The sequence below is a fragment of the Amycolatopsis sp. 2-15 genome (assembly GCF_030285625.1).
In the GTDB taxonomy this organism is placed as follows: domain Bacteria; phylum Actinomycetota; class Actinomycetes; order Mycobacteriales; family Pseudonocardiaceae; genus Amycolatopsis; species Amycolatopsis carbonis.
Genome location: NZ_CP127294.1, coordinates 4,781,550 through 4,808,324, shown reverse-complemented (window position 1 = coordinate 4,808,324; position 26,775 = coordinate 4,781,550). Strand labels below are relative to the sequence as shown.

The 26,775-nt window shown below is 71.5% G+C and carries 31 protein-coding genes and 2 pseudogenes; 21 read left to right on the top strand and 12 right to left on the bottom strand.

All coding sequences use genetic code 11. The annotated features are described in order from the left end of the window. Nucleotides 1-20 precede the first annotated feature (20 nt). Together QRX50_RS23895 and QRX50_RS23890 are read left to right on the top strand one after the other, a co-directional pair. Complete coding sequence (locus QRX50_RS23895) at nt 21-914, top strand: SMP-30/gluconolactonase/LRE family protein (RefSeq protein WP_285974127.1); 894 nt, start codon at nt 21-23, stop codon at nt 912-914. A gap of 177 nt (nt 915-1,091) precedes the next feature. Further along, nucleotides 1,092-1,577, top strand: a complete 486-nt coding sequence (locus tag QRX50_RS23890) for a DUF6130 family protein (RefSeq protein WP_285974126.1) — start codon at nt 1,092-1,094, stop codon at nt 1,575-1,577. Nucleotides 1,578-1,585: 8 nt separating this feature from the next. On the opposite strand, the gene QRX50_RS49685 is transcribed toward QRX50_RS23890, so the two are convergent. Then, a complete protein-coding gene (locus QRX50_RS49685) occupies nt 1,586-1,888 on the bottom strand; it encodes an alpha/beta fold hydrolase (RefSeq protein WP_353074207.1) in 303 nt (100 codons plus the stop codon). 158 nt (nt 1,889-2,046) lie between these two features. Beyond that, nucleotides 2,047-2,424: pseudogene (locus QRX50_RS49680) on the bottom strand (alpha/beta fold hydrolase); the annotation flags it as partial. 423 nt (nt 2,425-2,847) lie between these two features. On the opposite strand from QRX50_RS49680, the gene QRX50_RS23880 reads away from it, so the two are divergent. Then, on the top strand, nt 2,848-3,282 hold the full coding sequence (locus QRX50_RS23880; RefSeq protein WP_285974125.1) for a hypothetical protein: 435 nt from the start codon (nt 2,848-2,850) through the stop codon (nt 3,280-3,282). A 64-nt stretch (nt 3,283-3,346) separates the two neighbouring features. Here QRX50_RS23880 and QRX50_RS23875 read toward each other — a convergent pair whose 3' ends face one another. Both QRX50_RS23875 and QRX50_RS23870 read right to left on the bottom strand, forming a co-directional pair. Then, complete coding sequence (locus tag QRX50_RS23875; protein WP_285974124.1) at nt 3,347-4,183, bottom strand: amidohydrolase family protein; 837 nt, start codon at nt 4,181-4,183, stop codon at nt 3,347-3,349. Between the two features lie 83 nt (nt 4,184-4,266). After that, nucleotides 4,267-4,887, bottom strand: coding sequence for a TetR/AcrR family transcriptional regulator (locus tag QRX50_RS23870; RefSeq protein ID WP_285974123.1), 621 nt, complete (start codon nt 4,885-4,887; stop codon nt 4,267-4,269). A gap of 123 nt (nt 4,888-5,010) precedes the next feature. On the opposite strand from QRX50_RS23870, the gene QRX50_RS23865 reads away from it, so the two are divergent. After that, complete coding sequence (locus tag QRX50_RS23865) at nt 5,011-5,418, top strand: FAD-dependent monooxygenase (protein WP_285974122.1); 408 nt, start codon at nt 5,011-5,013, stop codon at nt 5,416-5,418. On the opposite strand, the gene QRX50_RS23860 is transcribed toward QRX50_RS23865, so the two are convergent. Continuing rightward, nucleotides 5,408-5,977 carry a TetR/AcrR family transcriptional regulator gene (locus QRX50_RS23860; RefSeq protein ID WP_285974121.1) on the bottom strand — a complete coding sequence of 190 codons (570 nt, stop codon included), beginning with the start codon at nt 5,975-5,977 and terminating at the stop codon, nt 5,408-5,410. The genes QRX50_RS23865 and QRX50_RS23860 overlap by 11 nt on opposite strands. A gap of 133 nt (nt 5,978-6,110) precedes the next feature. On the opposite strand from QRX50_RS23860, the gene QRX50_RS23855 reads away from it, so the two are divergent. Genes QRX50_RS23855 through QRX50_RS23845 form a run of 3 tightly spaced genes read left to right on the top strand, consistent with a single transcriptional unit; the run spans nt 6,111 to nt 9,096 of the window. Then, on the top strand, nt 6,111-7,301 hold the full coding sequence (locus QRX50_RS23855; RefSeq protein ID WP_285974120.1) for an acyl-CoA dehydrogenase family protein: 1,191 nt from the start codon (nt 6,111-6,113) through the stop codon (nt 7,299-7,301). Then, on the top strand, nt 7,301-8,326 hold the full coding sequence (locus QRX50_RS23850) for a phosphotransferase family protein (RefSeq protein ID WP_285974542.1): 1,026 nt from the start codon (nt 7,301-7,303) through the stop codon (nt 8,324-8,326). The genes QRX50_RS23855 and QRX50_RS23850 overlap by 1 nt, the downstream gene beginning before the upstream one ends. Before the next feature lie 2 nt (nt 8,327-8,328). Beyond that, complete coding sequence (locus QRX50_RS23845) at nt 8,329-9,096, top strand: SDR family NAD(P)-dependent oxidoreductase (RefSeq protein ID WP_285974541.1); 768 nt, start codon at nt 8,329-8,331, stop codon at nt 9,094-9,096. Nucleotides 9,097-9,098: 2 nt separating this feature from the next. On the opposite strand, the gene QRX50_RS23840 is transcribed toward QRX50_RS23845, so the two are convergent. Beyond that, nucleotides 9,099-9,722 carry a LysR family substrate-binding domain-containing protein gene (locus QRX50_RS23840; RefSeq protein ID WP_285974119.1) on the bottom strand — a complete coding sequence of 208 codons (624 nt, stop codon included), beginning with the start codon at nt 9,720-9,722 and terminating at the stop codon, nt 9,099-9,101. 148 nt (nt 9,723-9,870) lie between these two features. After that, nucleotides 9,871-9,996 (bottom strand): annotated as a pseudogene (locus QRX50_RS49675) (LysR family transcriptional regulator); the annotation flags it as partial. Between the two features lie 127 nt (nt 9,997-10,123). On the opposite strand from QRX50_RS49675, the gene QRX50_RS23835 reads away from it, so the two are divergent. Both QRX50_RS23835 and QRX50_RS23830 read left to right on the top strand, forming a co-directional pair. Further along, entirely contained in the window at nt 10,124-10,618 is a 495-nt protein-coding gene (locus QRX50_RS23835) for a hypothetical protein (protein WP_285974118.1), read from the top strand. A 4-nt stretch (nt 10,619-10,622) separates the two neighbouring features. Beyond that, on the top strand, nt 10,623-11,078 hold the full coding sequence (locus QRX50_RS23830; RefSeq protein ID WP_285974117.1) for a pyridoxamine 5'-phosphate oxidase family protein: 456 nt from the start codon (nt 10,623-10,625) through the stop codon (nt 11,076-11,078). Between the two features lie 180 nt (nt 11,079-11,258). Here QRX50_RS23830 and QRX50_RS23825 read toward each other — a convergent pair whose 3' ends face one another. Then, nucleotides 11,259-12,011 carry a DUF4097 family beta strand repeat-containing protein gene (locus tag QRX50_RS23825; protein WP_285974116.1) on the bottom strand — a complete coding sequence of 251 codons (753 nt, stop codon included), beginning with the start codon at nt 12,009-12,011 and terminating at the stop codon, nt 11,259-11,261. Nucleotides 12,012-12,073: 62 nt separating this feature from the next. Between QRX50_RS23825 and QRX50_RS23820 the strand changes: the two genes are divergently transcribed. From QRX50_RS23820 to QRX50_RS23785, 8 genes are all read left to right on the top strand, one after another. Beyond that, entirely contained in the window at nt 12,074-12,523 is a 450-nt protein-coding gene (locus QRX50_RS23820) for a hypothetical protein (RefSeq protein ID WP_285974115.1), read from the top strand. A 72-nt stretch (nt 12,524-12,595) separates the two neighbouring features. Beyond that, nucleotides 12,596-13,486, top strand: a complete 891-nt coding sequence (locus QRX50_RS23815) for a serine/threonine-protein kinase (RefSeq protein WP_285974114.1) — start codon at nt 12,596-12,598, stop codon at nt 13,484-13,486. Further along, nucleotides 13,419-14,375: a DUF3558 domain-containing protein gene (locus QRX50_RS23810; protein WP_285974113.1), complete on the top strand. Its 957-nt coding sequence runs from the start codon at nt 13,419-13,421 to the stop codon at nt 14,373-14,375. The genes QRX50_RS23815 and QRX50_RS23810 overlap by 68 nt, the downstream gene beginning before the upstream one ends. A 58-nt stretch (nt 14,376-14,433) precedes the next feature. Further along, complete coding sequence (locus QRX50_RS23805) at nt 14,434-14,883, top strand: LD-carboxypeptidase (protein ID WP_285974112.1); 450 nt, start codon at nt 14,434-14,436, stop codon at nt 14,881-14,883. A gap of 223 nt (nt 14,884-15,106) precedes the next feature. Then, a complete protein-coding gene (locus tag QRX50_RS23800; protein WP_285974111.1) occupies nt 15,107-15,238 on the top strand; it encodes a hypothetical protein in 132 nt (43 codons plus the stop codon). An 84-nt stretch (nt 15,239-15,322) separates the two neighbouring features. Then, entirely contained in the window at nt 15,323-16,213 is an 891-nt protein-coding gene (gene sigJ / locus QRX50_RS23795; RefSeq protein ID WP_285974110.1) for an RNA polymerase sigma factor SigJ, read from the top strand. A 97-nt stretch (nt 16,214-16,310) separates the two neighbouring features. Next, entirely contained in the window at nt 16,311-16,769 is a 459-nt protein-coding gene (locus QRX50_RS23790; RefSeq protein WP_285974109.1) for a carboxymuconolactone decarboxylase family protein, read from the top strand. A 160-nt stretch (nt 16,770-16,929) separates the two neighbouring features. Continuing rightward, a complete protein-coding gene (locus QRX50_RS23785) occupies nt 16,930-17,544 on the top strand; it encodes an FMN-dependent NADH-azoreductase (RefSeq protein ID WP_285974108.1) in 615 nt (204 codons plus the stop codon). A gap of 19 nt (nt 17,545-17,563) precedes the next feature. On the opposite strand, the gene QRX50_RS23780 is transcribed toward QRX50_RS23785, so the two are convergent. Both QRX50_RS23780 and QRX50_RS23775 read right to left on the bottom strand, forming a co-directional pair. Then, complete coding sequence (locus QRX50_RS23780; protein WP_285974107.1) at nt 17,564-18,187, bottom strand: dihydrofolate reductase family protein; 624 nt, start codon at nt 18,185-18,187, stop codon at nt 17,564-17,566. 70 nt (nt 18,188-18,257) lie between these two features. Next, entirely contained in the window at nt 18,258-19,100 is an 843-nt protein-coding gene (locus QRX50_RS23775; RefSeq protein WP_285974106.1) for a helix-turn-helix domain-containing protein, read from the bottom strand. A gap of 247 nt (nt 19,101-19,347) precedes the next feature. Between QRX50_RS23775 and QRX50_RS23770 the strand changes: the two genes are divergently transcribed. Beyond that, nucleotides 19,348-20,103: a GntR family transcriptional regulator gene (locus QRX50_RS23770; protein ID WP_285974105.1), complete on the top strand. Its 756-nt coding sequence runs from the start codon at nt 19,348-19,350 to the stop codon at nt 20,101-20,103. A 186-nt stretch (nt 20,104-20,289) separates the two neighbouring features. Further along, on the top strand, nt 20,290-21,114 hold the full coding sequence (locus QRX50_RS23765; RefSeq protein WP_285974104.1) for an alpha/beta fold hydrolase: 825 nt from the start codon (nt 20,290-20,292) through the stop codon (nt 21,112-21,114). Nucleotides 21,115-21,190: 76 nt separating this feature from the next. On the opposite strand, the gene QRX50_RS23760 is transcribed toward QRX50_RS23765, so the two are convergent. Then, nucleotides 21,191-24,295 carry a discoidin domain-containing protein gene (locus QRX50_RS23760; protein ID WP_285974103.1) on the bottom strand — a complete coding sequence of 1,035 codons (3,105 nt, stop codon included), beginning with the start codon at nt 24,293-24,295 and terminating at the stop codon, nt 21,191-21,193. Between the two features lie 106 nt (nt 24,296-24,401). Next, nucleotides 24,402-24,968 carry a hypothetical protein gene (locus QRX50_RS23755; RefSeq protein WP_285974102.1) on the bottom strand — a complete coding sequence of 189 codons (567 nt, stop codon included), beginning with the start codon at nt 24,966-24,968 and terminating at the stop codon, nt 24,402-24,404. 149 nt (nt 24,969-25,117) lie between these two features. On the opposite strand from QRX50_RS23755, the gene QRX50_RS23750 reads away from it, so the two are divergent. After that, nucleotides 25,118-25,711 (top strand): TetR/AcrR family transcriptional regulator, encoded by a 594-nt coding sequence (locus QRX50_RS23750; RefSeq protein ID WP_285974101.1) that lies wholly within the window; start codon nt 25,118-25,120, stop codon nt 25,709-25,711. Between the two features lie 121 nt (nt 25,712-25,832). Next, complete coding sequence (locus QRX50_RS23745) at nt 25,833-26,759, top strand: oxidoreductase (RefSeq protein WP_285974100.1); 927 nt, start codon at nt 25,833-25,835, stop codon at nt 26,757-26,759. The last annotated feature ends 16 nt before the right edge of the window (nt 26,760-26,775 follow it).

The following is a 26,775-nucleotide window of genomic DNA, read 5'->3' as shown; positions in this document are numbered from 1 at the left end:
ACACCGTCCCCAGGGGAATCATGAGCCGCGAAACGACCACCGTCCTAGAAGGACTGTCCTATCTGGAGTGCCCGCGCTGGCACGAGGACCGCATCTGGTTCGCCGATTTCTACACCTACCGCGTGTGCTCGGCTGCCGAAGACGGCACCGACCTGCGCACGGAAGCGGAGGTCCCGCAGCAGCCGTCGGGGCTCGGCTGGCTGCCCGACGGCCGGCTCCTGGTCGTGTCGATGCGCGACCGCCTGCTGCTGCGCCGCGAACCGGACGGCACGCTCGTGCCCCACGCCGATCTGTCGGGCCACGTCAAGGGCCACCCCAACGACATGGTCGTCGACGCCCGCGGCCGCGCGTTCGTCGGCGAGTTCGGCTTCGACCTCATGGGCGGCGCCCCGCTCGAATCCGCGGCTCTGCTGCGTGCCGATCCGGACGGCACCGTCACCACCGTCGCGCGGGACCTGTGGTTCCCCAACGGAAGCGTGCTCACCGGCGACGGTGTGCTCCTGGTCAACGAGACCTTCGGCAACCGCGTCACCGCGTTCGACGTCGCCGACGACGGGTCCCTGGCCAACCGCCGGATCTGGTCGCAGTTCGGCGACGTGCCGACCGGCGAGGACCTCCCCGCCGCGCTCGCGCAGATCGTCGTCGGCGCCGACGGCTGCTGCCTCGACGCCGAGGGCGCGCTCTGGATCGCCGACGCCGTGGGCGCCCGCGTGATCCGCGTGCGCGAGGGCGGCGAGATCACCGACGAGATCCCCACGGGCACCGGCGTGTTCGCCTGCATGCTCGGCGGCGGCGACGGCCGCACCCTCTACCTGTGCACCGCACCCGACTTCGACGAGAACGCGCGGAAGAACGCCCGCGAAGGCCGTCTCTCCGCGGCTCGCGTGGACGTGCCGCACGCCGGACTCCCCTGACCTGGCAGGGTTCCAGCCGCGCGGACAGCACGCTTCCGAGTTCCCAGATCAACGATGACTTACAACCACAGCGTCATCCGACGGGCGCGGTGAGCAGGGGCCGGAATCTAACTTGATCTTGTGAACAAACCCCGCACTCGACGTCCGTTTCCGAACACGACGCGGGCGATCGCGATCATGCTCGCCACTCTGGTGGTGGGCGTTGTGGCTTCGTGTTCAACGCCCACCACCCCGGCCGCCACCACCCCGGCCGCCACCACCCCGAGCTCGTCACCCCAGCCGGCACCCGCCGCGGCCGGCTGGTCACCGGCACCCGTCGTGCCGCTCGCCTCGCAGCCGCCGCCGGCGCTGGTCGTGGACAGTCCCCTGCCCGATCAGCTCGCGATGGGACTCGTGGTGATCCGCTACCGAGCGGAGAACCTGCGGATCGTGCCCGTGTACGGACCCGCCGCGCTCGACGTGTCGCCGCGGATCGGCCACATCCACGTGACCGTGGACGACGCGCCATGGCACTGGGCCGACGCGAGCGGCGAGCCGCTGATCCTCCAGAGCCTGCCGCCGGGGCCGCACAAGGTGTGGATCGGGCTGGCGGACCCGACGCACAAGATCCTCGACAGCAAGACGGTCGCCTTTACCGTCCCACCGCACCCCGGCGGCCACTGACCGCGGGCTCAGCCGGCGAAGTCCATGATCAGCCGCGCCAGCTCGTCCGGCTGGTCCTCCGGCACGAAGGCGCCCGAATCGGCGACCGTGACCAGCCGGGCGTCGGGCAGGACAGCCGCGAGGCGGTCGAAGAGCGAAGCGGGAAAGATCCGGTCGTCGGCCGCGCGGACCAGCAGCACAGGCTTGCCGAAACCGGGTAAGGCCTCGGCTGCGGCAAGCGTGTACCGGGGGTGCACGCCGAGGAGGAAGCGCCGCAGGTCCCGGCGGATCTCACCGCTGTCGTAGGCCGGGCGCAGGGAGGAGTCCAGCACCTCGGCGGGGATCCCGCGCTTGGCCAGCGCGCCGGCTGCTGCGGCTGCCGCCGCACGATCGGCAACCGCAGCAGCCGGCTGCCGGCCCAGACCGCGCCGGGCAGGCGCATCAGCCGCGGCAGCGCGTCGAACGGCGCGGGGAAGAACTCCTCGAACGCGTCGCACGGCGTCAGCACGACCCGGCCGAGCCGACTCGGGTTCTCCGTCATGAGCAGCTGCGTCAGGGCGCCGCCGGTGTCATTGGCGACCACGGTGACCTCGGTCAGGTCGAGTGCGTCGAGGAACTCCCCGATCAGCCGGGCGACCCCGGGCGGCGTCGGATCGGCGTCCGCCGCCAGAGGTAAACGGTGCGCGCCGAGCGGACAGTCCGGGGCGAGGCACCGAAACCCCGCGTCGGCGACGATCGGGACGACCTTGCGCCACAGGTTCGCGTTGACGAGCAGCCCGTGCACGAACACCACCGCCGGACCGGACCCACGCTCGGAGTAGGCGACCCGGCCGCCGGGCAGGGTCACGCTCTTGCCGGTGCCGAGCATGCCGGCCTCCTCGGTGCTCGACGGAGCCGGCAGTCCTTTGTGGAACACGCCGGCGCCGCCATGGTCACAGAACCCCGCGCGGCCTTCAACCGGCCTACCCCATTCCAGGGTGGAGGTCAGGCCGGCTCGATGATCCGCTCGTTCAGCGCCTCCCGGTACCGCAGCGCCCGATCCGGCTCGACGACCGTCACCTCCCCGGTGTACACGCGGCGGCCGCTCTTGGACGTCAAGGTTTTAGGTGACATGTCAACTAAAACGCGCAGCAAGTCTCACCGATCGGTAAATAATCATGACGACCGGACTTTCGGCCGACGTGCGCCGGATCACGGATCTTCCTGAATGTCGCCTGATGGAAGGCTTTTCTCCACGGGCCACGTCGGTCTACGATGGACGATTCTCCTGGGGGAGGAGGGTGGGCGAGGGATGTTCCAGATTCCGGCGACCGCGGACATGCGGCGGTGGACGGTCCGGCTGTGCGAGGACGTCGCGGTGTTCGCGTGCACACCGCTGGTCGAGGACCACACGGCGGCGCGTGCGCTGCCGCGGGCCTGGGACGGGCGCGGGCTCGGCCTGCCTGAGCACGACGTCGCGGGGTTCGCCGCGGCGCTGGGCGAGATCATGAAGACGCCGCTGTTCTGGCGGGCCTACCGCGGCACCGCCCGGGGCGCCGAGCAGCTGTGGGCCGAGCCGCACACCGACACCGAGGACGGGTTCGTGTACCTGAGCGGGCCGTGCGGCGAGGCGTCCGACGTCGTCGGCTACCGCCCGGTCTACAGCTTCACCCTCGCGCTGGCCGACCTGCGCGGGCTGCGAATCCGGCTGGCCGCGTACCTGCGCGACAGCCTCGTCAGCGCCTGATCGTCACCCCGGTTCGGCCGGGCGGAGGCCGACCCCACGTGGCCGGTCACGCGCGGGCCGGCTGTCAGGTCAGCCGGTAGACGCGTTCGGCGTTGCCGCCGAGCACCGCGTCGAGCACGCTCGGTGTGAGCCCGAGGTCGGCCACGGCCTTGAGGTTGACGCCGATGCCGGGGGACGCGGGCCAGTCCGTGCCGAAGATCCACTTCGCGGCGATGCGGTCGAGGTCGAACCGGTCGTAGTACTGCGGCAGCTTGCGTGGTGGCAGGCCCGCGATGTCGAGCCAGACGTTCGGCCGGGCCAGCGCCATGAAGCCGGCGACCTCGTAGCTCCAGCCGCGGCCGCCATGCGCGAGCACGACGGTGAGGTCCGGGAAGTCGCGCAGCACGTCGTCCATCAGCACCGGGTCGCCGCGGCGGCCGCTCGCGCCGGGGAACGAGCTGGGACCGGTGTGCGTGATCACCGGGATGCCCCGTTGCTCGCACTCGGCGTACGCCGGGTACAGCTCCCGGTCGTTCGGCGCGAAGTTCCCGTGGACCGGGTGGATCTTCAGAGCCACCGCGCCCAGGTCCAGCTGCCGGCGCAGCTCGGCCGCGACCGGGTAGTGCAGGTGCGGGTTGACGTTGGCGACCAGGCGGAACCGCGTCGGGTTGTACTCGAGAACCGGGAGCAGGTCCTCGGGCGGCTGGATGCCCGTGACCCTCGGGCTGTGCTCGGTGAACAGCAGCGCGCGGTCCACCCCGCCGGCCGCGAACAGCGCGTCGATCCGCTCCGGGACGATCGCGCCGTCGGGCCCGTACACGGACTCTACCTCCGCCCGGTCCGAGGCGGGGCTGAGCCACGTGTTCCACCCGAGCTTCAACGTCGGGAGCCGCGCCAGGTGCACGTGAGCGTCGACGATCATCCGAGCGATCCTGCCAGTCGGGTTCCGGTGAACGATCAGCTGGTTCTACCACGGGATGGTTCCCGAGGGCGCCACGAACCGCGTCAGCCGGCCGGCGCCGAGGCTTCGACCACTTTCGCCGCCGTGCGCAGCCAGCGTTCGAGCTCCTGGGCCGCCCGCGGGTCCGCGGGGTCGATCGCGGCGCGCAGCTCCGGCGACGTGGTGGTGCGCACGAGGCCGACGAGCTGGATCGCGTGCAGCCGGGTCATCGGGGTGGCCGGGGCGTCGCCGGCGAGGTGCTCGGTGACGCGGTCCTCCCACTCCGACCACATGCGCAGCAGGCCGGAGCGCAGCGACACCGAGCCGCCGTACGCGTGGTGGTAGTCCTCGAGGCCGCGGGCGGCGCCGGTCCCGTCGTGGACCGCGGCGATGAGCACGTCGGCCACGGCCCGCGCGGCCGAAGCCCCCGGTTCGCGTGCGTCGAGGCCCGCCAGCAGCGCGTCGAGCAGGTCGGAGTCGGCGAAGACCAGATCTTCCTTCGAGCGGAAGTAGACGAAGAGCGTCTTGACGGACACGGTCGCGGCGTCGGCGATGTCGGCGACGGTCACGTTGTCGTAGCCGTGCTCGGCGAACAGCCGCGCGGCGGCGTCGAGGATCGCCTGGCGCGTCAGCGCTTTCTTGCGTTCCCGCAGCGGCAGGTCGGCCGGCTCGATGCGCTTCACCATCCCGCCACCGTACGCAAAGGGTAAGCGAGTCACCTTATGGGTGAGACTCACCTCACGAACAGTGGGCCTTCAGGTAAGTCACTTACTTTTGTCAGTGAGTTACTGATCGAAGGGAACCGGACCTTGCCCACACCAGAGGCCCTGAAGGAGCTCGACATCGTCATCACCGGTGCCGGCCCTGCCGGACTGGCCGCCGCACGCCTGCGGCACCTCGCCGGCGTCGGCGTCAGGGTGTTCGAACGCGACGCCGACCGCAGCGCCCGTACTCAGGGCGGCACGCTCGACCTCGGCGAGGACGGCGGGCTGCGCGTGCTCGCGGCGGCCGGGCTGGCCGGCGAGTTCACGCGTTTCGCCCGGCCGCAGGGCCAGCGCAACCGACGCGAGCTACTGGGCGTTCCTCGGTTTGAAGGTCGGGCTCGGTTTTCTCGCGTTGCTGTCCGCTCGCTCGTGCCGGCGGGCCCGGCGCTAGCGCGTCAACCGAGCCGGGCCGCCGGCTGCATCGACGACGTCGCGACCAGAACTAACCCGTGACCCCCACCAGCCGAAGCGCGAAGCGGCTGTACTGCCACACCAGCGCGTCCTCGGACTGTTCGCCGTCGGCGCGGTACCAGACCGCGACACCCATGCCCAGGTCGAGGACCGCGTAAGAAGCCAGTCGCACGGAGTCCACCCGGAACACCCCGGCGTCCACACCGGACTGGACGACCGCGCGGAAGCAGGCCTCGTACTCGGCGCGCAGGGCGAGCACGCGGGTCAGGTGCGGCTCGGCCAGGCTGCGGATCTCGCGGGTGCCGACGAAGGCCTCCAGCCGGTGGCGGGCGTGGTAGCGGACGTGGGCCTCGGTGGCGCGGCGGAGACGTTCCACGGGGTCGGCGACACCCCCGACGGCGGCGCGGTGCGCGGTGAGCAGGTCCTCCATGGTCGTGACCATGATCGCCACCAGCAGGTCCTGCTTGGCGGCGACGTGCTTGTACAGGCTGGGGCCGCGGATTCCCACGGCGGCACCGATGTCACCCATGGTGGTGCTCTCGAACCCCTTGCGGGTGAACAGCTCGAGCGCGGCCTCACGGATGTGACCGGATCGGTCCACGCGACCTCCCTTCGGCTAACGTAGGATAGCCGAAGGGCCGCCACTAGGGTGACTGACGCCACCGCATTGTGACACAGCACAAGAACCCGCCTATAGTCACCGGCTAATAGTCATTAGCCGATGGGAGAGCGCCATGGCCGTCGACCTCTCGCCCGGGCCGGAGGTCGCCGACCTCGCCGAGCGCACCGCGAAGTTCGTCCGCGACGTGGTGATCCCCGTCGAAGAAGAGCACAAGGGCGTGGTGCATTCCGACGACGTCCGCCGGCAGCTGCAGCAGGCCGCCAAGGACGCGGGCGTCTTCGCCCCGCACGTGAGCGCCGAGTACGGCGGCCACGGGCTCGACATGCGCGGGCGCGCCGCTGTGTTCGAGGAGGCCGGTTACTCACTGCTCGGCCCGCTCGCGCTGAACATCGCCGCGCCCGACGAGGGCAACATGCACATGCTCGAGGCGATCGCGAGCGACGAGCAGAAGGAGCGCTACCTGCGCCCGCTCGCGACCGGCGAGATCCGCTCCTGCTTCGCGATGACGGAGCCCGCCCCGGGCGCCGGGTCCGACCCGGGCGCGCTGGCCACACTGGCGGAACGCGTCGAGGACGGCTGGCGCATCACCGGCCGCAAGTGGTTCATCACCGGGGCCGAGGGCGCCGGGTTCACGATCTGCATGGCCCGCACCTCGGGCGAACCCGGCCACACCGGCGGCGCGACGATGTTCCTCGTCGACGCGGACAACCCCGGCATGAAGGTGGTCCGGCACATCGACACGCTCGACGAGAGCCTCTTCGGCGGCCACATCGAGCTCGACTTCGACGGCTGCGTCGTCCCCGAGGACGCGGTGCTCGGCGAGGTCGACGAAGGCTTCCGCTACGCGCAGGTCCGCCTCGGCCCGGCTCGGATGACCCACTGCATGCGCTGGCTCGGCATCGCCCGGCGCGCACAGGACATCGCCGTCGCCCGCGCGGCCGAACGCGAGCTGTTCGGCTCGCGGCTCGGCGACCTGGGCATGGTGCAGCAGATGATCGCCGACAACGAGATCGACATCGCGGCCTCGCGCGGCCTCATCCTCCAAGCGTGCTGGGAGCTCGACCGGGGTGGGCACGCGTCGCAGGAGACGGCGATCGCGAAGACGTTCTGCGCCGAGGCGATCTGGCGCGTGGTCGACCGCGCGGTGCAGATCTGTGGCTCGCTCGGCATCTCCGGCGACGTGCTGCTCGGCCGGTTCCTGCGGGAGGTCCGCCCGTTCCGCATCTACGACGGCCCGTCGGAGACCCACCGCTGGGCCATCGCGCGCCGCGTGCTGCGCCGCCAGTCGAAGGCCGTGCGATGATGTCCACAGTGGACGGTCTTGATCTGAAGGCGCTCGAGGCGTTCTTCGCCGCCGAAGTCCCCGGCTTCGGCGGGCAGCTGAGCGCGGAAATGCTGCAGGGCGGCCGATCCAACCTCACCTACGAGCTCACCGACGGCCGCAGTCGCTGGGTGCTGCGCCGGCCGCCGCTGGGCGGGCTCACGCCTTCGGCCCACGACATGGGCCGCGAGTACCGCGTCGTGGCGGCGCTGCGCGACAGCGACGTGCCTGTCGCCCGCGCCGTGGTGCTGGGCGGCGAAGACGTGCTCGGGGTGCCGTTCTCGGTGGTGGAGCACGTCGACGGCGTCGTCATCCGGACCACGGAACAGCTGAACGCACTGACCGACGACGACATCCGCCGCTGCGCCGAGGGTCTCGTCGACGTGCTGGCCCGCCTGCACGCCGTCGACCCGCACGCCGTGGGGCTCGGTGACTTCGGCCGGCCCGAGGGGTACCTGGGCCGCCAGGTCCGCCGCTGGCACGACCAGTGGGCGCGGGTCCGGACCCGCCCGCTGCCCGACATCGAGGCGCTGCACGCGCGGCTGGCCGAGACCTGCCCGGCCGAGAGCGGCGCGTCGATCGTGCACGGCGACTACCGCATCGACAACATCATCCTCGCCCCCGACGACCCGGCGACGGCCCGCGCGGTCGTGGACTGGGAGATGGCGACGCTGGGCGACCCGCTCGCCGACCTCGGCCTGCACCTGGTGTACTCGGACCCCGCGTTCGCACCCGTGCTCGCCGGCGCCGCGGCGTCCACGAGCGAGCGGCTGCCCGCGGTGGATGACCTCGCGCAGCGCTACGCCGAGATCAGCGGCCGCGACCTGGGCCGGCTCGACTTCTACGTCGCGCTCGGCTACTTCAAGATCGCCGTGATCGCCGAGGGCATCCACGCGCGCTACCAGCAGGGGCTCACGCGCGGCTCCGGCTTCGAGTCGGTCGGCGGCGCCGTCGCCCCGCTCGCCGCCGCCGGGCTGCGGGCCGCCGCACGGATCGGCCGGGGGTGACCGTGACCGGGGTGCTCGACCTGTTCCGCCTCGACGGCAAGGTCGCCGTCGTCACGGGCGCCAGCTCGGGGCTGGGCGCGGGGTTCGCCCGCGCACTGGCCGAAGCCGGCGCCGACGTGGTCCTCGCCGCCCGCCGCACCGACCGGCTGGCCGAGGTCGCCGCGAGCGTTCGCGATCTGGGCCGGCGCGCCGCCGTGGTGGCCGCCGACGTCTCGGATCCGGCCGGCTGTGATGCCCTCGCGCAGGCCGCCCTCGCCGAGTTCGGGCGCATCGACGTGCTCGTGAACAACGCCGGCGTCGGCACCGCCGTCCCGGCGATCCGCGAGACGCCCGAGGAGTTCCGCCGGGTCGTCGACGTGAACCTCAACGGCGTCTACTGGGCGGCGCAAGCGTGCGGGCGGGTGATGGCGGCCGGGTCGAGCATCGTGAACATCAGCAGCGTGCTCGCGCTCATCAAGTCCTACGCGCCGCAAGCGGCCTATTCGGCGAGCAAGGCCGGTGTCCTCGGGTTGACCCGCGACCTCGCGCAGCAGTGGTCGGGCCGCCGCGGCATCCGCGTCAACGCGATCGCGCCGGGCTACTTCGCCAGCGAGATGACCGAGGACATCCCCGAAGACGTGCTCCTGCCGTTCGTGAAGCAGCACAGCCCGCTCGGGCGGCTGGGCCGACAGCACGAGCTGGACGCCGCCGTGGTGTTCCTGGCCAGCGACGCGTCGTCCTACATCACCGGCACGACCCTCGCGGTGGACGGGGGCATGTCCGGCCACTGAGCTCAGCGTGCGGCCTGCCGCCCGGCGAGGACGTCACGGGTGGCGGCGACGAACGCGTGGCAGACGGGATCGGTCTCGTCGGCGTGCCACGCCAGGGCGAGATGGCTGGGCGGCAGCCCCGTCAGGGGCACGTAGGTGACACCCGCGCGCGGGAAGTAGGTCTCGGCCACCGCCGCGGTCAGCGTGATCGCGCGACCGGCCGCGACCGCTTGCAGCTCTTCGTCGACGTCGCCGACCTCGACCAGCCGTGGCTTCAGCGCGGCCGGCCGGACGCTTCCCCCGGACCAGAACTCGGCCCACACCGGGTCGGCCGTGCGCCGGACCGCGACGGGGTCGCCGAGCAGCTCGGTCACGTCCACGCTGTCGCGCCCGGCGAGCCGGTGGCGCGACGGCAGCCCGGCGACGCGGGGTTCAGTGCCCAGGACCAGCAGGCGCAGCCCGTGGGACCGGAACGGCGGCCGCACGAACGCGAGCGACGTCGTGCGGCCATGCAGCCCGGCAGAGGGGTCCTCCCAGCCGTGGCGCTTGAGCTCGACCTCCACGCCGCGGCTGCGCTCCCGGAAGCGGTCGATGATCTCGGCGGTCAGGTCGCCGGCCGCGACGCCGTAGAAGCCGACCGGCAGCACCCGCCCATACGCCGACTGCCGGGCCTCGCGTTCCGCTCGGCCCAGGAGCCCCAGAATCTCGCGGGCGTGCTCGACGAACCGCGCCCCGGGCGTCCGTGCACGCGACCGAGCGGGTGGTCCGGTGGACCAACGCGACGCCGAGGTGCCGCTCGATCGCCTTGACCCGCGCGGACAACGCCGGTTGCGACACGTGCAGCTGCTCCGCGGCGCGGGAGAAGTTGAGCGTGTCCGCCACCGCGATCACGTAGCGCAGGTGCCGGGCTTCAAGATCCATAACCCGAAAGTAGTCGATCCGCCGCAGCCGTTCTTTCCCGTCAGGGCGTTCGGGGACCTAGCCTCGAGGGTGTTCGCGAGGGGAGGACGGACCCGGACGGTCGGCCCTCACCGGAGGAGGAGGCCTGATGTCGGTGTCGGACGAGGTGGCGACGACCGCCGTACCGTTGCGCGCGTGGCCGGTCGCGACCGTGCTCGCGCGGCTGGCGCTGGCTGCCGGCTTCCTCTCCGCGGTGGCCGACCGCTTCGGTCTCTGGGGCCCGCTGCACACCGGCAACGTGGCGTGGGGCGGCTTCGCGGCCTTCACGGCGTACACGCACCAGCTCGTGCCCTACCTGCTCGACGGCCTGGCCAGTGCCGCCGCGTGGGCCGCGACCGTCGCGGAGCTCACCCTGGGCCTCACGCTGCTCGCCGGCGTCGCCCTGCGGTGGTCGGCCTGGGCGGCGACGGCTCTGCAGCTGGTGTTCGGGTTGTCCATGGCGTTGTTCCTCGGCTGGGAGGCGCCGCTGAGCGCCTCGGTCTTCAGCGCTTGCGCCGCGGCTTTGCTCCTGGCCCTCGCTCCCGTCCGCGCGTTCGCGTTCAGCCTCGATCGGCTGTTCGCGGCCGCATCCGAAAAGAGGTAGCCCGATGACCGTCCTCGACGACGACATGCGCCGCGTGGTGGCCGACGCGAAGCTGTCCTTTGTGGCCACCGTGCGCCCCGACGGTGCCCCGAACCTCTCACCCAAGGGTTCGGTGAGCGTGTACGACGACGAGCACCTGGCGTTCATGGACATGGCTTCGCCGGGCACCGTCGAGAACCTGCGGCACGACCCGCGGGTCGAGGTGAACTCGATCGACTTCTTCCGCCGCCGCGGCTACCGCTTCCGCGGCACCGCCGAGATCCTCCCGCCGGGCGGCCCCGTGCACACGTGGCTCGCCGACTGGCTGCTGGCCGCCAACGGCCCGGGTTACCCGTTCCACCACGCCGTGCTCATCCACGTCGACGAGGTCCACCCCATCCTCTCCCCCGCCTACACCTTCGGCGGCGCGACCGAGGAGGCGCTGGTCCCGGAGTGGAAAGCCCGCTACAACGCCGAGTGATGCGCGCGGCCGGGATCGACCGCTTCGGCGGCGACGTGCGCCCTCTCGAACTCGACACGCCGGCGAGCCCGGGGCGCCTGGGCGGAGGCGCTTCCCGGGGGCTGTCATCCTGACTCTCGGGTGAGGTTGTTCAGGGCTGCACCGACCGGGCACCGCTGACCCTCTGTCCGGTCCGGACGGTCAGGATCCGTTGGGCCGCACCGAGATCTCCCCGTTCTCCACGCCCAGGTCGAGATGGTGTGCCGCTGCCGGGTCTTGGGGGACGCCGAGGGAGATCGTGCCGTTCTGTTTGGTCGCGGTGATGGCGTAGGGCTGGTTCGGGACGGACAGGGTGAGGGTGCCGTTCTCCAGGTGGGCGGCGATGTCCTGCGGGGTGGTCGCGGCGAGGTCGATACCGCCGTTCGTGCTCTGGGCCCGGATGTCGCTGCCGCCGAGGTCGGTGCCGCGGATGCCACCGTTCTCGCTGCGCAGCGTGATGGGCCCGGCGGTGACGTGCCGGACGGTGAGGTCGCCGTTCTCGGTGGTGACGTCGATGCCGTTGAGCCCGGTGAGGCTCACCGACCCCACCGTGGTCGCGCCGTCGACGGTCACACCGGACGGGACCACGAGCGTGTAGTCCACCGCGCACTGCGGTTCGCAGCCGTTCAACGAGAGCGTGCCGCCTTCGGTCCGGGTCGTCGCGTCGACCGGCCGACCGCTCTGGTTGTGGACGGCACGGTGCACGCTCACCGCCTTGGCCCCGGCTCGGCTGTCGATCTCGACATTGCCCGCGTCGGTGTTCAGGTGCACCGCGGTGATCCGCCCGCCGACCACGGTGTCGTCCTCATAGGACAGCGGGTGGCCCGGCAGCGTGGTCCCGCTGCCACCACTGCACCCGGCGAGCCCGACGCCGACAACCGCGACCACGACCACGCGGCGCAAGAAAACTGACATGGCCCCCATGATCGCCGGAACGCCGGGGACCCCTCCCCGCCCACGGCCGTAACCTCCCCGGCATGAGAGCACTACCCGTGGTCGTCGCCGCGATCGTGGCGCTCGGCACCGTCGCGTGCTCGGGCGGGCAACCGGGTCCGGCCGGCACCACCACGACGGCGCCGTCGTCTTCTCATCGCGTGGACCTCTGTCTCGATCTGCAAGCCTTCAACGAGGCTGTCGGCCCGGCCTTCGACCAGGAAATTCGCGACCTGCGGACGAAAGGCGACACCCCGGAGCAACGGGCCGCGATCACGGCCTCCGTCGAGGGCATGGCCGTGGATCCGGCCACCCTGTCGATCCGCCTGCCGGCGGAGTACGCCAGTGACCTGCGCACGGTCACCGCCGCCGCGGCCGCGGCGAAAGCTCGGCTGGCCGCCGGCGTTCCCGAACTCGACGCGATCAGCCCGCTGACCAGTCCGACGGCGTCGAGCGCGCGCTCGTTGCTCATCGCCGTGTCGCCGGAGTGCTGATCTGCTCTCCGCGCTGGAGGTAAGCACCGGATTACCGTGAACCGGCGCCGGTCCAGCCCCTACACTGTGCGCGTGTCTGCGCAGGTGATCGCCGGGCGTTATCGGCTGGAGGAGCGTCTCGGCGCCGGCGGGATGGGTGTCGTCTGGCGCGCGACGGATGTGGAGCTGCGCCGGACGGTCGCGCTCAAGCGGTCGCTCGACGGTGACGGCCGGCAGATCCGGCGCGAGGCGCGGCTGGGCGCGTCGCTGCACCACCAGCACGTCGTGGCGGTGTTCGACTCCGTCGTCGACGGCGACGACCGGTGGCTGGTCATGGAGTACCTGCCGGCGCGCAGCCTGGAGGAGGTCGTGCGCAGCGACGGTGTCCTCGAGCCGGAGCGCGCGGCGGCCATCGGCGCGCAGATCGCGGCCGCGCTCGGCGCGATGCACGCACGCGACATGGTGCACCGCGACATCACTCCCGGCAACATCCTGGTCACCGAAGACGGCACGGCCAAGCTCGCCGACCTCGGCATCTCCCGCTGGGACGAGGTCACGCTCACCGGCAGCGCCAGCGTCGGCGGCACCGCGGGGTATCTCGCGCCGGAGGTGGCGAACGGCTACGCCGCCGGCCCCGCCGCGGACGTCTTCTCCCTCGGCGCGACGCTGTTCGCCGCCGTCGAGGGCGTCTCCCCTTGGGGCAGCGGGGAGAACGGGCCGTTCGGGCAGCTGCGGCGGGCGGCGGAAGGCAAGGCGGACACCGCGCGCAACTCCGGCTCGCTCGCCCTAACGCTGACGGTGATGCTCGACCGGCAGCCCACGAACCGGCCCACCGCCGCCGAGGGCCGAGGCCCTCCTCAGCGGCGCCCCGACCGCACGGCTCCCCCGCCGACGCCGACCGCGACGGCTGAAACTCATGGCCGCCGGTGTGCTCGGGGCCGTCATCCTTCTGGTGGCCGGTTTCCTCGTCCTCACGCGCAGTGAGCCGCCGTCCGCGAAGGCGACGTCGGACCTCGTCGGCGACCCGCGCACGGCCGACCCGTGCTCGCTGCTGACGGTGAATTCCCTGGCCCCGTACGGCAAAGTCTTCCTCGAACCGAACCTCGGCACGTTCGCCCGCTGCGACCTCGACACCACCCTGGCCGACAGCAGCACGATCGTGACCAGCCTGGAGCTGACCGCGCCGGAGGAGTACCCGCAGGTGCCGCCGGTCCGCGGCCGCCTCGGCGACATCCAGCGCCCGAACGCCGACCCCGGCCGGTGCCGCCGCTACTTCGTCCTGCCCGACCTGCGGCTCGTCACCGTCAGCACCGTCCGCGCCGACGGCGGCGACTCCCCGCAGCTGTGCGCCATGTCCGACGCGGTGGTCGGCGACGCCTACGCACGCGTGGTCCGCGGCCCCATCGCCCGCCGCGCCGAGCCGTTCCCGCCGGCGTCCTTGGCGCGCGTCGACGCCTGCACCCTCGTCGACGACGCCACGCTCCGCCGCGTCGTCGGCCCGGACTACCCGACGGACCGGTACTTCGCGAACTGGGCGTGTTCCTGGGGCGAGGACGCGGAATCCGTGGACCTGTACTACGACCGCCAATGGCCCCTGGCCACCGACCCACCCGACGGCCAGACCCCCACGACCGTCGGCGGCCGCCCCGCGTACGTCGACCCGCACGAAGACGACGGCGACGTTTGCGACGTCACAGTCGGCTACCGCACCTACACACCCACCCTGCCCACTGTGAAGGGCACGCCGGCCCAACGCGACGAGGTCGTCCTCGTGGAGCTCACGGACGAGGCGAACAAGGGAAAGCTCGACGTCATCTGCGCCACCGCGAAGTCGATCGCCGCGGTGGTGGCCGCGCGGCTGCCGTCCGCCTGAGGCTGCGCGCTCAGGTAAATGCGTCGCGACGAGCTGCGGGCGTCGGGCTACTGCGCCGGTGACCGGATCTGCCTTGCTTCGACCTTGTGCCCTGAGGCCCGGAGATCTCGTTGTCATCGCCGCGCTGTCCGGGCCGCTCCACGCCGCCTACGAGCCCGACCTCGACCAGGCGGTGCTCGTGCTCGAACGGATGGGTTTCCGCGTGCGCCGGGCACCTCTGCTCGAAGCGGGGCGGCACCGGTGGTGGAGCGCGGCGACGCCGGCGGAGATCGCCGCGGAGTTCAACGCGCTCCTGCGTGATCCCGAGGTGCGCGCGATCATCGCGCACGACGGCGGCCAGACCGTGCTCGGTTACCTCGACCTGATCGACTTCGCGGCGATCGTCGCCGATCCCAAGCCGATCCTCGGCCACAGCGACATTTCGTTGCTGCACCTGGTGCTCTACGCGCGCACGGGTCTGGTCGGGTTCCACACCGACCTGGCCACGCCCGGACTCGGCGGGCACTGACAGACGGAGTCCGCGCAGCGGAGAGCCGCCCTGGAGAGCCTCTACTCGAAGCTGCTGACCAGCACGGAAGCGATCGGTGCGCTGCCGGCCACGCCGTCGTGGGAGTGCTGGCGCGCCGGGCGAGCCGAAGGCCGGCTGATCGGTGGCGTGATCAACCGCATCGCGCTGGCGCAAGCGACGCCGTTCGCGCTGCCGCTCGACCGGTACGGAGGCCGCCAAGGTCGTGGCCGACACCATCGAGCAGGAAAACCCGCCGCTGCGCGTGACCGCCGGAGTGTCCGCCGCCAAAATCCTGGCCGCGCGCAAAACCGCACCCGAGGCCGAGGTTTTCTTCCCCTACGACATCAGCTGGTAACCGCCGGCGGTGCGGGCTGTCCGGCGATCATCCGGATTCGGATGGGTACGCTGGATCCACGTGCCGGAGGAGGTAACGGTCTGCATGGGTGATGGGCATGCGCCCGGGCGGTCCGAGCAGCAGGACCGGCTCGGCGCCGAGTGGGAGACGCATCGTCCTGCGGTCTTCGGCGTGGCCTACCGGCTGCTGGGGAGCGTGGCCGATGCCGAGGACGTGGCCCAGGACGTGTGGCTGAGGGCGGCCGGATCCGACCTGCACGAGGTCGATGACCTTCGGGCCTGGTTGGTCACGGTGGCGGCGCGACGGTCGTACGACATCCTCAAGAGCGCGCGGTCGCGCCGGGAGACCTACGTCGGGCCGTGGCTGCCCGAGCCGCTGCTGACGGGGCCGGACGCCTCGGAGCCGGTGCTCGTCGACGAGTCCGTCGGGGCGGCGATGCTGCTGATCATGGAGGAGCTGAGCCCGCCGGAGCGGGTGGCCTTCGTCCTGCACGACGTCTTCGGGTTCGAGTTCGCGCGGATCGCGGAAGTGCTGGACGTCTCCGTGCCGGCGGCCCGGCAGCTCGCCTCGCGGGCGCGACGGCGGGTGGGCAAGGCGAAGCAGACTCCTTCGCAGGCACCGAAGGCGGAGCGCGAACGGGTGCTGGCGACCTTCCGCGCCGCCTACGAATCCGGCGACTTGGCCGGCCTGGTGCGGCTCCTGCACCCGGACGCCGTCTACGTCACCGACGGCGGCGGCAAGGTCTCGGCGGCACGCAAGCTCATCCACGGCGGCGAGCGCATCGCCGAGGTGATGGTGCGCGTGGGTCGCCAGTGGCGTCCGGACCACATCGACTTCATCGAGGTGGGCGGCGAGGTCGGCCTCGTGTTCCGCCGGGAAGGCCGCGTCTACTCCGTCGACACGGTGCAGATCACGGACGGTCTGATCACCGCGTACCGCCGGATCCTGAACCCGGACAAACTTTCCCGGGTCTGAGCTGTCACACCCGCCGCCGCTGCCTCGTCTCCCTGCCGAGAACGCACAACGCGCCCGCGCGGCGCGGCTCGGACCACACGAAGGAATCGAAGCAACTGTGACGAACACCCAGCGCGTCAGCATCGACAAGCAGCACCCGGCCGCCTACAAGGCCCTCATCGCCCTGTCGACGGAGGCGGACAACGGCGCCGTCGCGGCCGGGCTCGACCCGCTCCTGGTCGAGCTGGTGCGGATCCGCACCTCCCAGATCAACGGTTGCGCGTTCTGCCTGCGCATGCACAGCCGGGACGCGCTCAAGAAGGGCGAAAACCCGGACCGGATCGCCGTGCTGCCCGCGTGGGAAGAGACCGGCTACTTCTCGGCGACGGACCGCGCCGCCCTCCGCCTCACCGAGGCGATCACCCGCGTCTCGGACGGACACGTCAGCGACGAGGACTACGCCGCCGCCGCGGCCGAACTCACCGAAGACCAGATCTCGGCGGTCTCCTGGCTGGTCACGGTGATGAACGCCTTCAACCGCGTCGCCATCACCAGCCGCTACCACGTCGCCGGCTGACCTCGCCCCCACCAGCCTGCCGGGCGCCGGCAGGCTGGTGGTTTCGGCCGCCCCCGTTCGGGACTCGCGCACGGCACCCGCACCGTCGGGTCCACATCGGACATCACGGCAAACAGCCCGAGCGCGAAATCTCCTCGATCGCAACGAAAGTCACCAGAACATGTCCACGCTCCTGCACATCGACAGCTCGATCTGGCCCGGCGACACGTCCACCTCGCGTGAGGTCACGGCCACCTTTCGCGGAGAGTGGGAGGCCCAGCACCCCCACGGGACGGTGATCCACCGCGATCTGGCGGCCGACCCGCTCCCCCACCTCACCGACGACGGGTTCACCGCCGGGAACGAGGATCCCCTGCGTGCCACCCTGGCCCGCGAGCTCGAACGGGCCGACGTCGTCCTGATCGCCGCCCCGATGTACAACCTCACGGTCCCCAGCACGCTCAAGGCCTGGATCGACCAGGTGATGGTCCCCGGTCGCGTCATCGGCGAGCAACCGTCCGCCGCGGGCACCCCGGTTGTGGTCGTCTCCAGCCGCGGCAGCACTTACCGGCCGGGCACCCCTCGTGATGGCAAGGATTTCGTCGTGCCGTACCTGACGACTCTCTTCGCCACGTACTTCGGCATCACCGAAGTCGAGTTCATCATCCCCGAGCTCACCTCTGCCGTGAAGCGGGCGTGGGGGCCGGAAGCTGTTCGCCGGTACCAGGCGTCGCGGGCCCGAGCACACGAGGACGCCATCACCAAGGCCAAGGAGCTGGCAAGTCGTTTCGGCTGAGCCGCGCGCGGCACCAGAGCTAGCGGCGCACCTTGAATCGCAGGTGCAGCACCCCGTCGCGGGGGATGACCACGTGGGGGTCCGCCAGCAGGTGCCTGCTGTCGATGCTGCCGAAGAAGCGTTTGCCCGAGCCGAACACCACCGGGACGACGTCCATCGCCACTTCGTCCACGAGGCCGGCCGCGAGGATCTGGCCGCCGACTTCGCCGGCGTTGACCGCGACGGTCCGGTCGCCGGCGAGCTCCTGGGCCTTGTCGATCGCGGCCGTCACGCCGTCGACGAAGTGGTAGGACGCCTCCGGGTGCCAGCCCTCGGGCTTGGGCCGGTGCGACACCACGACCACGTGCTCGCCCGCGGGCGGCTTGCCCTCCCAGCCGTTCACGAGGTCGAACAGGTGGCGGCCCATCACGATCACGCCGATCGTCGCCCACGTCGACCGGACGTAGTCCGCCGACGCGCTGGAGACCTTGAAGGCGTTTCCGGCTCCGGAATGGTCGAAGCTCTCCTCGTCCTTGCGGCCGCCGCGTTCGATGATCGGATCGTCGCCGCTGAAGTACCAGTCGTGGAGAGGATCGACGTCGTCCGACTCATCGGCGATGAAGCCGTCCACCGACACCACGTTGTGCATGATCACCGTGCCCACACTCACTCCTCGGTCGCCTCGCGCAGTGCACCGATCTTGCCGTCCGCCGCGGCCGCGTGCTTGTAAAAATTCACTCGGCCGGCATCGGACCGCGGTCCGGAGGGAACTCGCGCTCGGCGGGGATCCGCCGCCGCAGAGCCAGGTACTCCGTAGGGGTGTGGCCGGTGAAGTCCTTGAACTCCCGGCTGAGGTGCGCCTGGTCGAAATAGCCCGCCGTGTGGGCGAGGCCCGGCCAGTCGACCGGCCCCCGCGCGTCCACCGACAGGATCAGCCCGGCGAAGCGGTAAATGCGCGCCACCCGCTTGGGGGTGAGCCCGACATGAGCCTTGAACTGCGCGGCCAGGTGATTGACGCTCACCCCGGCGGAACCGCTCAACGCCTCGACCGGGATCGTCCCGCCGGCGGCCGCCAGGCGCCCGCCGGTGTGCTGAACCAGATCAAGACCGCGCGGCGGGCCCTCGCCCCGGGTCGATCGCAGCTCGTCCTCCACCACGCGCAGCATTTCGGCGGCCGAAGTGAGTTCGCCAAGCCGGTCGCGAATCCGATCCACCGACCGCGGCCACACGGCATCGGCCGGCACCCACCGGTCCCGCAGCTCACGCGCCGCCACGCCGGCGAACGGCGAAATCCCCCACGGCTTGAAGTGCGCCCCCACCAGCCGCACCGCGCTGGGGTACTCGACGAGGAACCGTCTGGTCCACACTCCCGCGACCAACCCGTCGACGACCGGCACCACCGGCTTCGAGGAGTCGGAATCCCGCAGCAGGAACGGCTCGCCCAAGTTGAGGAACAAGTGCGCCGACGGCATCGGCGGCACGGTGATCCGGCGGTGGCGCGGCACCCCGGTCAGGCAGTAGAGGTCGTCGACGAACCGGTCCAGCGGCGGCGCGGGCACCCGGCTGACGTAGTCCATCGATCCAGTGTGGCCGACCGCGCGGCGGATCGCGAGGAACCGGCCGGTCTCCGGAAAGCGGGAAGCGCGCAGCCGGGGACGGCCTTTGCTGCGTCGAATGCGGACCCCTCGCGACTCCACAATGGATCTGCGACGGCCGGCGACAGTTTCGTGATCTTTTGCCACACAAATGTACGCACATTCAATCTGAAGTATGCCCGCACCTTTGACTACCGGTACTGTCGGGCGAGACATCCCGGAGGAGGCCATGGCCCCACGCACGCTGAGCCGCTCCGGCTCCGAGCCGCTCTGGCGCCAGCTCCAGAGCGAGCTGCTGACCAGGCTCGACGACGGTGAGTTCACCGAACAGTTCCCCGGTGAGCTCGCACTCGCCGAGGAGTACGGGGTCAGCCGGCACACCGTGCGCCAGGCGCTGCGGCAGCTGCGCGCGGACGGCGTGGTCGTCGCCGAGCGCGGCCGTCAGCCGCGGGTCGCGCCGCCGGCCGAGATCGCGCAACCGCTGGGGGCGCTCTACAGCCTGTTCACCTCCGTCGAAGCGGCAGGCCTGGCGCAGCACAGCATCGTCCGCACCTTCGACGTCCGCGCCGACGCACTCGTCGCCGAACGCCTCGACCTCGAAGCCTCGACGCCACTCGTCTATCTGGAGCGCCTGCGCCTGGCCGGCGACGAGCCGCTGGCGATGGACCGCGTGTGGCTCCCCGCCGACGTCGCGAAACCGTTGTTGCAGGCCGACTTCACCCACACCAGCCTCTACGGCGAACTCGCCCGCCGCACCGGGATCCGCCTCGACCACGGGCGCGAAGAGGTGCACGCCGTGATCCCCACCGCCGCCGAACGCACCACTCTTGCCTGCGCCCACGACGTCGCGGCCTTCGCCATCAACCGCCTGAGCCACGCGAAAGGCCGCCCGATCGAGTGGCGCCACACCCTCGTCCGAGGCGACCGCTACGCGCTCACGGCCGAGTTCTCCGCCACCGGCTACCGGCTCGTCAGCCAATCCTAGGCGACCGGAACCGGCACCTCCTTCGGTGCGGGGCAATCAGCCAACCGCCCCGAGTGCGAACGCCACTGGACCTCCGGTCGCGCAAGCGTAGTGTGCGAAGAGCAGGTTCGACGCGCTGCGATCAGTGTCCACACGCAACAGATTCACGAGGTATCCGGGAACGTCGCGAGAAACGGAGACAACACCATGCCGACGATCACCACCGACGACGGTGTCGAGATCTACTTCAAGGATTGGGGCACCGGCCAGCCGATCGTGTTCAGCCACGGTTGGCCACTGTCGGCGGACGACTGGGACACCCAGATGCTGTTCTTCCTGCAGCAGGGCTATCGCGTCATCGCCCACGACCGGCGCGGTCACGGCCGCTCGGCGCAGGTCGCCGGGGGACACGACCTCGACCACTACGCCGATGACCTCGCCGCCGTCACGGCGCACCTCGACCTGCACGACGCCATCCACGTCGGCCACTCCACCGGCGGTGGTGAGGTCGTGCGTTACCTGGGCCGCCACGGCGAGTCCCGCGTCGCGAAAGCCGCGATCCTGTCCGCCATCCCGCCGCTGATGCTGCAGACCGACTCGAACCCCGGTGGCCTGCCCAAGAGCGTCTTCGACGACTTGCAGGCGCAGCTGTTGGCGAACCGTTCCGTGTTCTACCGCGCGGTGGCCTCGGGCCCGTTCTACGGCTACAACCGGTCAGGCGCCGAACCCGACGAGGCGATCATCCAGAACTGGTGGCGCCAGGGCATGATGGGCAGCGCGCTGGCCCACTACGACGGCATCGTCGCGTTCTCCCAGACCGACCAGACCGACGACCTGAAGAAGATCACCGTCCCCGTCTTCGTCGGCCACGGTGACGACGACCAGGTCGTCCCCTATGCCGACGCCGCCGTGCTGTCGTCGAAGATCCTGCAGAACGCCACGCTGAAGATCTACCCGGGCTTCCCGCACGGCATGCCGACCGTCCACGCCGAGACGATCAACGCGGATCTCCTGGAGTTCTTCCGGTCCTGACCGCGGTCCCGCCCCGGCCAATCAGCCCACCTCTGCCATACGTCCTCTGTGGACGGTCCCGCAGCAGCTCGCCGGGTCACCGGACGGTCAGGCGCGTCAGGCTTGCCGTCGGGTTGCCGGTCACGTGAACGGCGACGTAGCGCGCTTCCCCGCTGAGCGGGACCGTCGTGGTGCGGCGCCCGACCGGGGTCGGTGCGGCGGTGTAGGTGCGGCCGTCGACGCTCGTTTCGATCGTGAAGGTGGGCAGGCGGCCGCCGGTCCAGGCGAGTTCGGCGGTGGAGAGGGTGTGGAGCGCGCCGAGGTCGAGGACGAGGCGGCCGTTCGGGCCCGGGCGCCAGGAGGTGCGCGGGTCGTCGTCGACGGCGGAGGTCGGGGTGGTCATGCCTGGCGGAAGGGGTTCGGCCGGGAAGGTGGTCGCGCCCAAAGCCAAGTCCGGCAAGGGGTACGGGCGGGTCCGGCGGGCGGTGACCGTCACCGGGTGCCCGGCGGGGAGGACCACCGGCCGCCAGGGTTCGCCCGCCGGCCGCACGGAAAGGACCACGGTGCGGTCGGCGGTCAGCCGGAGGGTGGCGGCGTCGACGACGGTGGCACGCAAGCCGGCGGGCAGGGTACGGCCCACCCCGCGCACGGTGAAGCGCGCTGGTTCGATGCGCGCTTCGGCGGGTGACGCCGACACCGGCAGAGACGTTCCGGTGTCGGTGACGACCTGCGAGCCCCGGTAGAGCGCGACGGCCCCGTCCGTGGCGGGCAGGGTGAGGGTTCCCGACGTCGCCGCGGCGGAGAGGTTGAACAGCACGAGGTGCCCGTCGAGCACGGACACGCGCAGCACCGTGGAACTCGCCGTCGGCCGGGGCGCGCGCGCCGTGGCGGCCAGGTCGCGTGGGTCCGGGTGGCATTCGACGTGCAGGGGCGCGGAATCGCCGTCGGACAGCACGATCCGGTCGCCGGTGACGGTGGCCGGGTGCGGTGAGCCGGACACGACGAACCCGGCGCGGCCGTCGACGTCGAGCCAGCCGCCGGTCGTGCTGAGCGCGGGCAGCGGGTAGGTGCCGGCCGCGGTCCACGTGGTGCCGTCAGCGGAGGTCTCCACGCGGTAGCGACGTCCGGCAGCGGCTTCCCAGGCCACGCGAACGCGGTCGAACCGTTGGGGCGCACCGAAATCGAGCTCGAGCCAGCTGTCGGCGCGCGGGCGGTCGGCGACAGAGACGGCCCAGCGCGTGGTCGCGTCGCCGTCGTTCGCGAACTTCGCCTCCTTGCCCGGTGCAGCCGAGGATGCCGATGCCGTGGCCGTGCGGGCGAGGTCCGGGCCCGACGCCCCGGCGCGCACTTCGAACGCCCACACCGAATACCCGTACGCCGGATCCGGCTGCACGCCGAGGATCCGCACGTATCGGGCCGTCACGGCGGGGAAGGTCACGTCGTCGGTGCGCCCACCGCCCGACGGCGGTGCCGGCGCGACGGGGACGGTCACCGCGCCTTCGGCGGTGCGGTAGGTCCGCTCGCCGGTCAGCCCCGGCACGCCGGGCATGGCGAGGTTGTACACCGACATCACGCCCTCGCCCGCGCCCAGACCTGTGCTGGAGTAGACCGCCGCGCCCGTCGGCAGGGTCGCGAAACCGGCGTGGCCTCCGTCGAACTTCCACACCGCGGCGCTCGCGTCGAAGCCGTCGCGGACCTTCGTCCACGTCGTGGCGTGCCGTTCCCGCACGGCCAGCGCGGTGGACGGCAGCAACATCGGCGTGGCGCCGCTGACGGTGAACAGCCAGTCGTCGTGGTGCGGCTGCCACGCGAACTTCGTGAACCCCGGTTTGCTCACCGCCGCGGCCCACGCGGCCGGGCTGCGATGCGCGAGCAGGCCCGGCCCGTCACCGAAGTCCGCGACGCCGACCGCGTGGGCGTCGAACTCCGCCTGGCTCACCGGACGCACCGGGCCACCGTGGTCCGCGCGCCATTCGTGCAGCAGGTAGCTGATCGCGATCTCCGCGCGCGCCTCCGGCTCGTACTTGGGCTCGCCCGAGAACTTCGTGACGCGATCCGCGGGCGCGTACGCCTGGTACGGCTCCAACCGCTCGGCCAGCTGCGCCTCGGCCCGCGCGGCGTAGCGGTCGCCGAGCACCTGCGCGCGGAACGCCAGCGGGATGACGTCGCGCCCGTACAGGTGCTCGCGGTCGGCGACCATCGGCATGAGCGGCTCACCCGCGTCGCTGGCCATCAGCAGCATCGTGTGCCACAGCAGCTCGCCGTTGGGCTGCGCGGTGAGCACCTCCGGCAGCGGCTGCCCGGCCAGCAGGAAGTGCATCGCGTTGCGGCCGGAGGTGCGCCACAGCTCTTCCTGGTAATGCGGGCCGAAGGAGCCGTGGTTCTCCACCAGGAAGGTGTCGTAGAGGTTCTCCGCCGTGTTGGCCGAGATCGGTACGCCGTCCACGACCCGCGGGTTGGCCAGGTCCGCGGCGGGCAGCGCGGTCTCGTTGCGGCTCCACCGCCCGAACCACTCGCGCCACTGGGCCGCGCGGGGATCCTTCGCGGCCCAGGCCATTGCCGGGGCGAGAGCCTGGGCGTACACGCCCATCTCCTCCAGCTTGGTGTCGCCGACGTGCCCGCCGGCCAGGCCGTTCGGCGTCCAGTCGCCGGACAGCGGGTCGTTGCCCGTGCCGAGCGCCGCGGTGTAGGCGGCCTGCCCGGTCGCGATCTCGTCGAGATTCGCGCGGGTGGCGGCGTCGAGGTCGTTCCACAGCAACCGGCCGGCCAGCTGGAAGTAGGACTGGAACGTGGTGTCGAAGAACAGCCGGCGGCCCCACTCGGTGCCACCGGTGATGACGTTGCTCGCCGCGAAATGCCGGATGGTGTCGACGGTGTGCCGGTGCAGCACCTCGCGCTCCACGCCCGTGACCGCCGCGTCGTACCCGTCGCGCGTGAGCAGGACGGCGTTGCCCAGCACCACGGCGAACGTGAAGTCCTTCGCCGGATAGATACCGGCCGCCGCGTCGAACTGCTGCTCGGCCCAGCGGGTATGGCGCAGCAGCACGCGCAGGTAGGTCGCGGCGACGTCGTCGGGCGCTCCCCCGCGGCGGGCCGGGGCCGCGGCGTCGGCCCTCGCCGCCGGGGTCACCAGGCCCGCGCTCACCAGCGCAAGCCCGCCCGCGCCGAGTCCCTGAAGCACCGCGCGCCGCCTGAGCGCCATGTCCGCCCCCTCGTTGACAACCTTGTCATCACGTCGGCGCCGATTCTGCTTGCCGAGGTGGCGGGCGGGCAATGCCGGACGGCAAACCCGTCCGATTCAGGACAACTCAGCCGGCGTCGGAACCGTTCGCGGCGCGCCCCAGCCGCAGGGCCGAGACGAGGAAGAAGATGCCGCCCAGGGTGGCGTAGCCGGCGAGGGTCGCGAGGGACGCACTGTCCTTTGTGGCCTGCAGCACGAACGAAGCGCCGGCCACGACGGAGATGCCGCCGCTGAGGATCACGGGCCACTGGCCGCCCAGGGTGCGGCGGAGGAGGCCGACGGCGAGCTGCACGAGGCCGGCCACGATCGCCCACGCGCCCCACACGCCGAGGACCGCGGGGATGCCCGACGAGGCCGCGACGGCCAGGCCCACGGCGGCGAGCAGGCTGATCGCCACGTTCACGTACAGGCCCGCGACCGGCTTGCTTCCCTTCGCCGAGCGGGCGTCGACGACGGCCGCGGCGACGTCGAACAGCGGGTAGAGCACGAGCAGCGTGGTGCTGACCGGACCGAGGCCCGGCCCGGTCACGAACAGCAGCGCGGCCCAGACCACAGTGAACGCGAAGCGGATGAAGTACAGGCGCCGCAAGGGTTTCGCGATGCCTACGGGGGCCAGAACGGTGCTGGTGCTCATGGAATGCTCCTTCGAACGGGGCTGCGCCAACTTAGGTAGACAGATCGTTCTATCTCGCGGTGAGGACTATGGCAGCCGCGAAACCGCGTCGTCAAGACCGACCGTTCTATCTGCTACCGTGGAGCCAACGACGAGAGGTGGACGGCGAAGTGTCCGAAGCACGAGCCCGGCTGATGACTTCGGCGACCCGGCTGTTCTATTCGGAGGGTCTCCACTCGGTCGGCATCGACCGGGTCATCGCCGCCGCCGGCGTCACTCGCGCCACGCTCTACCGGCACTTCCCGAGCAAGGACGACCTGCTGGTGGCGTACCTGACGGCGGCCGACCAGGCGATCCGCGCCGACGTCGAGACCGCCCGCACCGGCAAGGCCTCCGGGGCCGACGCCGTGCGCGCGGTCGCCGCGTCGATCGCCGACGGCATCCGCACGCCCGGGTTCCGCGGCTGCGCCTTCCTCAACGCCGTCGCGGAGTATCCCGATCCCGAGCACCCCGTGCACCAGGCCGTGCTCACCCACCGGCAGTGGTTCCTGGAGGTCGTCACCGAGCTGCTCGCGCAGGCCGGCGAGACGGCACCCGAGCCGGCCGCGAGGCACTTCGTCATGCTGCGGGACGGCGCCATGGCCGCGGGCTGCCTCACCGATCCGGCGCCGGTCTGCGAAACCTTCCGCCTCGGCGTCGAGGGAATCCTGAAGTACCGGGACACTCCGGTCGTGACCCCGAAGAAGACCGGGCGGGCTTCGTAAGCCTGGCCGCAGCACGAACCCTCGGCGGTGAGCGCCGCCACTATTGAATGAACATTCATTGACGCCCTGGCGCACCCGTGTCATCGTCTTATTAAATGAACATTCATTAGTGGAGGTAGCCATGCCCAGCACCCTCGCTCCGGCCCACTGGACCCCCGACCGGATCGGCGACCTGCGCGACCGCGTCGCGCTCGTGACCGGCGGCAACAGCGGCATCGGCCTGGAGGCCGCCCGCGTGCTGACCCGCCACGGCGCCCGCGTCCTCCTGGCCGGGCGCAGCCAGGAGAAGCTCGACGAAGCCGTCGCCACCCTGCGCGCCGACCAGCCCACCGCGCGGCTGGACACCATCGTGCTGGACCTGGGCTGCCTGGCCTCCATCGCCGAGACGTCCGCGCGGCTCGCGGACACCGAGACCATCGACCTGCTCTTCAACAACGCCGGCGTGATGAACGTGCCGGAGCGGCGCACGACCTCGGACGGGTTCGAGCTGACCGTCGGCACCAACCACCTCGGGCACTTCGCCCTCACCGCCGGCCTGCTGCCCGCGCTGCGCCGCGCCGAGGCCGCGCGCGTGGTCACCGTCAGCGCGATCGCCGCGACCTGGCGCTCCGGCCGGCTCGACGACCTGATGAGCCTGCGGCGTTACGGCGGGATGAGCGCGTACGCGAAGTCCAAGCGCGCCAACGTTGTCTTCACCCAGGAGCTGTCCCGGCGGCTGGCCGGTACGGCCCTGCGCGCGGTGTCCGTGCATCCCGGCTCGGCCGTGACCAACCTGCAGCGGCACTCCGAAGGCGTGCTCTCCCGGGCGATGATCGCGGTGCTCCGCAACGTGGCCATGGGCTCCCCGGAGGGCGCGGCGTGGCCGTCTCTGTACGTCGCGACGAGCCCCGAAGTGATCAGCGGCGCCTTCTACGGCCCCGCCGGCCGTGACCAGACCTCCGGCACCCCGAAGCCGGTCAAGCTCCCCCGCGGCGCGGACGACCCGGCCGAAGGCGCCCGTCTCTGGGCCGAAAGCGAACGCCTCACCGGCGTCACCTTCGCCCTGTGACCTCCCGAAAGGACCT

Bases quoted from the DNA above. Each gene is read 5' to 3' on its own strand.
- QRX50_RS23895 (WP_285974127.1), top strand. From the start codon at position 21: ATGAGCCGCGAAACGACCACCGTCCTAGAAGGACTGTCCTATCTGGAG.
- QRX50_RS23890 (WP_285974126.1), top strand. From the start codon at position 1,092: ATGCTCGCCACTCTGGTGGTGGGCGTTGTGGCTTCGTGTTCAACGCCC.
- QRX50_RS23880 (WP_285974125.1), top strand. From the start codon at position 2,848: ATGTTCCAGATTCCGGCGACCGCGGACATGCGGCGGTGGACGGTCCGG.
- QRX50_RS23875 (WP_285974124.1), bottom strand. From the start codon at position 4,183: ATGATCGTCGACGCTCACGTGCACCTGGCGCGGCTCCCGACGTTGAAG.
- QRX50_RS23870 (WP_285974123.1), bottom strand. From the start codon at position 4,887: ATGGTGAAGCGCATCGAGCCGGCCGACCTGCCGCTGCGGGAACGCAAG.
- QRX50_RS23855 (WP_285974120.1), top strand. From the start codon at position 6,111: ATGGCCGTCGACCTCTCGCCCGGGCCGGAGGTCGCCGACCTCGCCGAG.
- QRX50_RS23850 (WP_285974542.1), top strand. From the start codon at position 7,301: ATGTCCACAGTGGACGGTCTTGATCTGAAGGCGCTCGAGGCGTTCTTC.
- QRX50_RS23835 (WP_285974118.1), top strand. From the start codon at position 10,124: ATGTCGGTGTCGGACGAGGTGGCGACGACCGCCGTACCGTTGCGCGCG.
- QRX50_RS23830 (WP_285974117.1), top strand. From the start codon at position 10,623: ATGACCGTCCTCGACGACGACATGCGCCGCGTGGTGGCCGACGCGAAG.
- QRX50_RS23825 (WP_285974116.1), bottom strand. From the start codon at position 12,011: ATGTCAGTTTTCTTGCGCCGCGTGGTCGTGGTCGCGGTTGTCGGCGTC.
- QRX50_RS23820 (WP_285974115.1), top strand. From the start codon at position 12,074: ATGAGAGCACTACCCGTGGTCGTCGCCGCGATCGTGGCGCTCGGCACC.
- QRX50_RS23810 (WP_285974113.1), top strand. From the start codon at position 13,419: ATGGCCGCCGGTGTGCTCGGGGCCGTCATCCTTCTGGTGGCCGGTTTC.
- sigJ (WP_285974110.1), top strand. From the start codon at position 15,323: ATGGGTGATGGGCATGCGCCCGGGCGGTCCGAGCAGCAGGACCGGCTC.
- QRX50_RS23785 (WP_285974108.1), top strand. From the start codon at position 16,930: ATGTCCACGCTCCTGCACATCGACAGCTCGATCTGGCCCGGCGACACG.
- QRX50_RS23775 (WP_285974106.1), bottom strand. From the start codon at position 19,100: ATGGACTACGTCAGCCGGGTGCCCGCGCCGCCGCTGGACCGGTTCGTC.
- QRX50_RS23770 (WP_285974105.1), top strand. From the start codon at position 19,348: ATGGCCCCACGCACGCTGAGCCGCTCCGGCTCCGAGCCGCTCTGGCGC.
- QRX50_RS23765 (WP_285974104.1), top strand. From the start codon at position 20,290: ATGCCGACGATCACCACCGACGACGGTGTCGAGATCTACTTCAAGGAT.
- QRX50_RS23760 (WP_285974103.1), bottom strand. From the start codon at position 24,295: ATGGCGCTCAGGCGGCGCGCGGTGCTTCAGGGACTCGGCGCGGGCGGG.
- QRX50_RS23755 (WP_285974102.1), bottom strand. From the start codon at position 24,968: ATGAGCACCAGCACCGTTCTGGCCCCCGTAGGCATCGCGAAACCCTTG.
- QRX50_RS23745 (WP_285974100.1), top strand. From the start codon at position 25,833: ATGCCCAGCACCCTCGCTCCGGCCCACTGGACCCCCGACCGGATCGGC.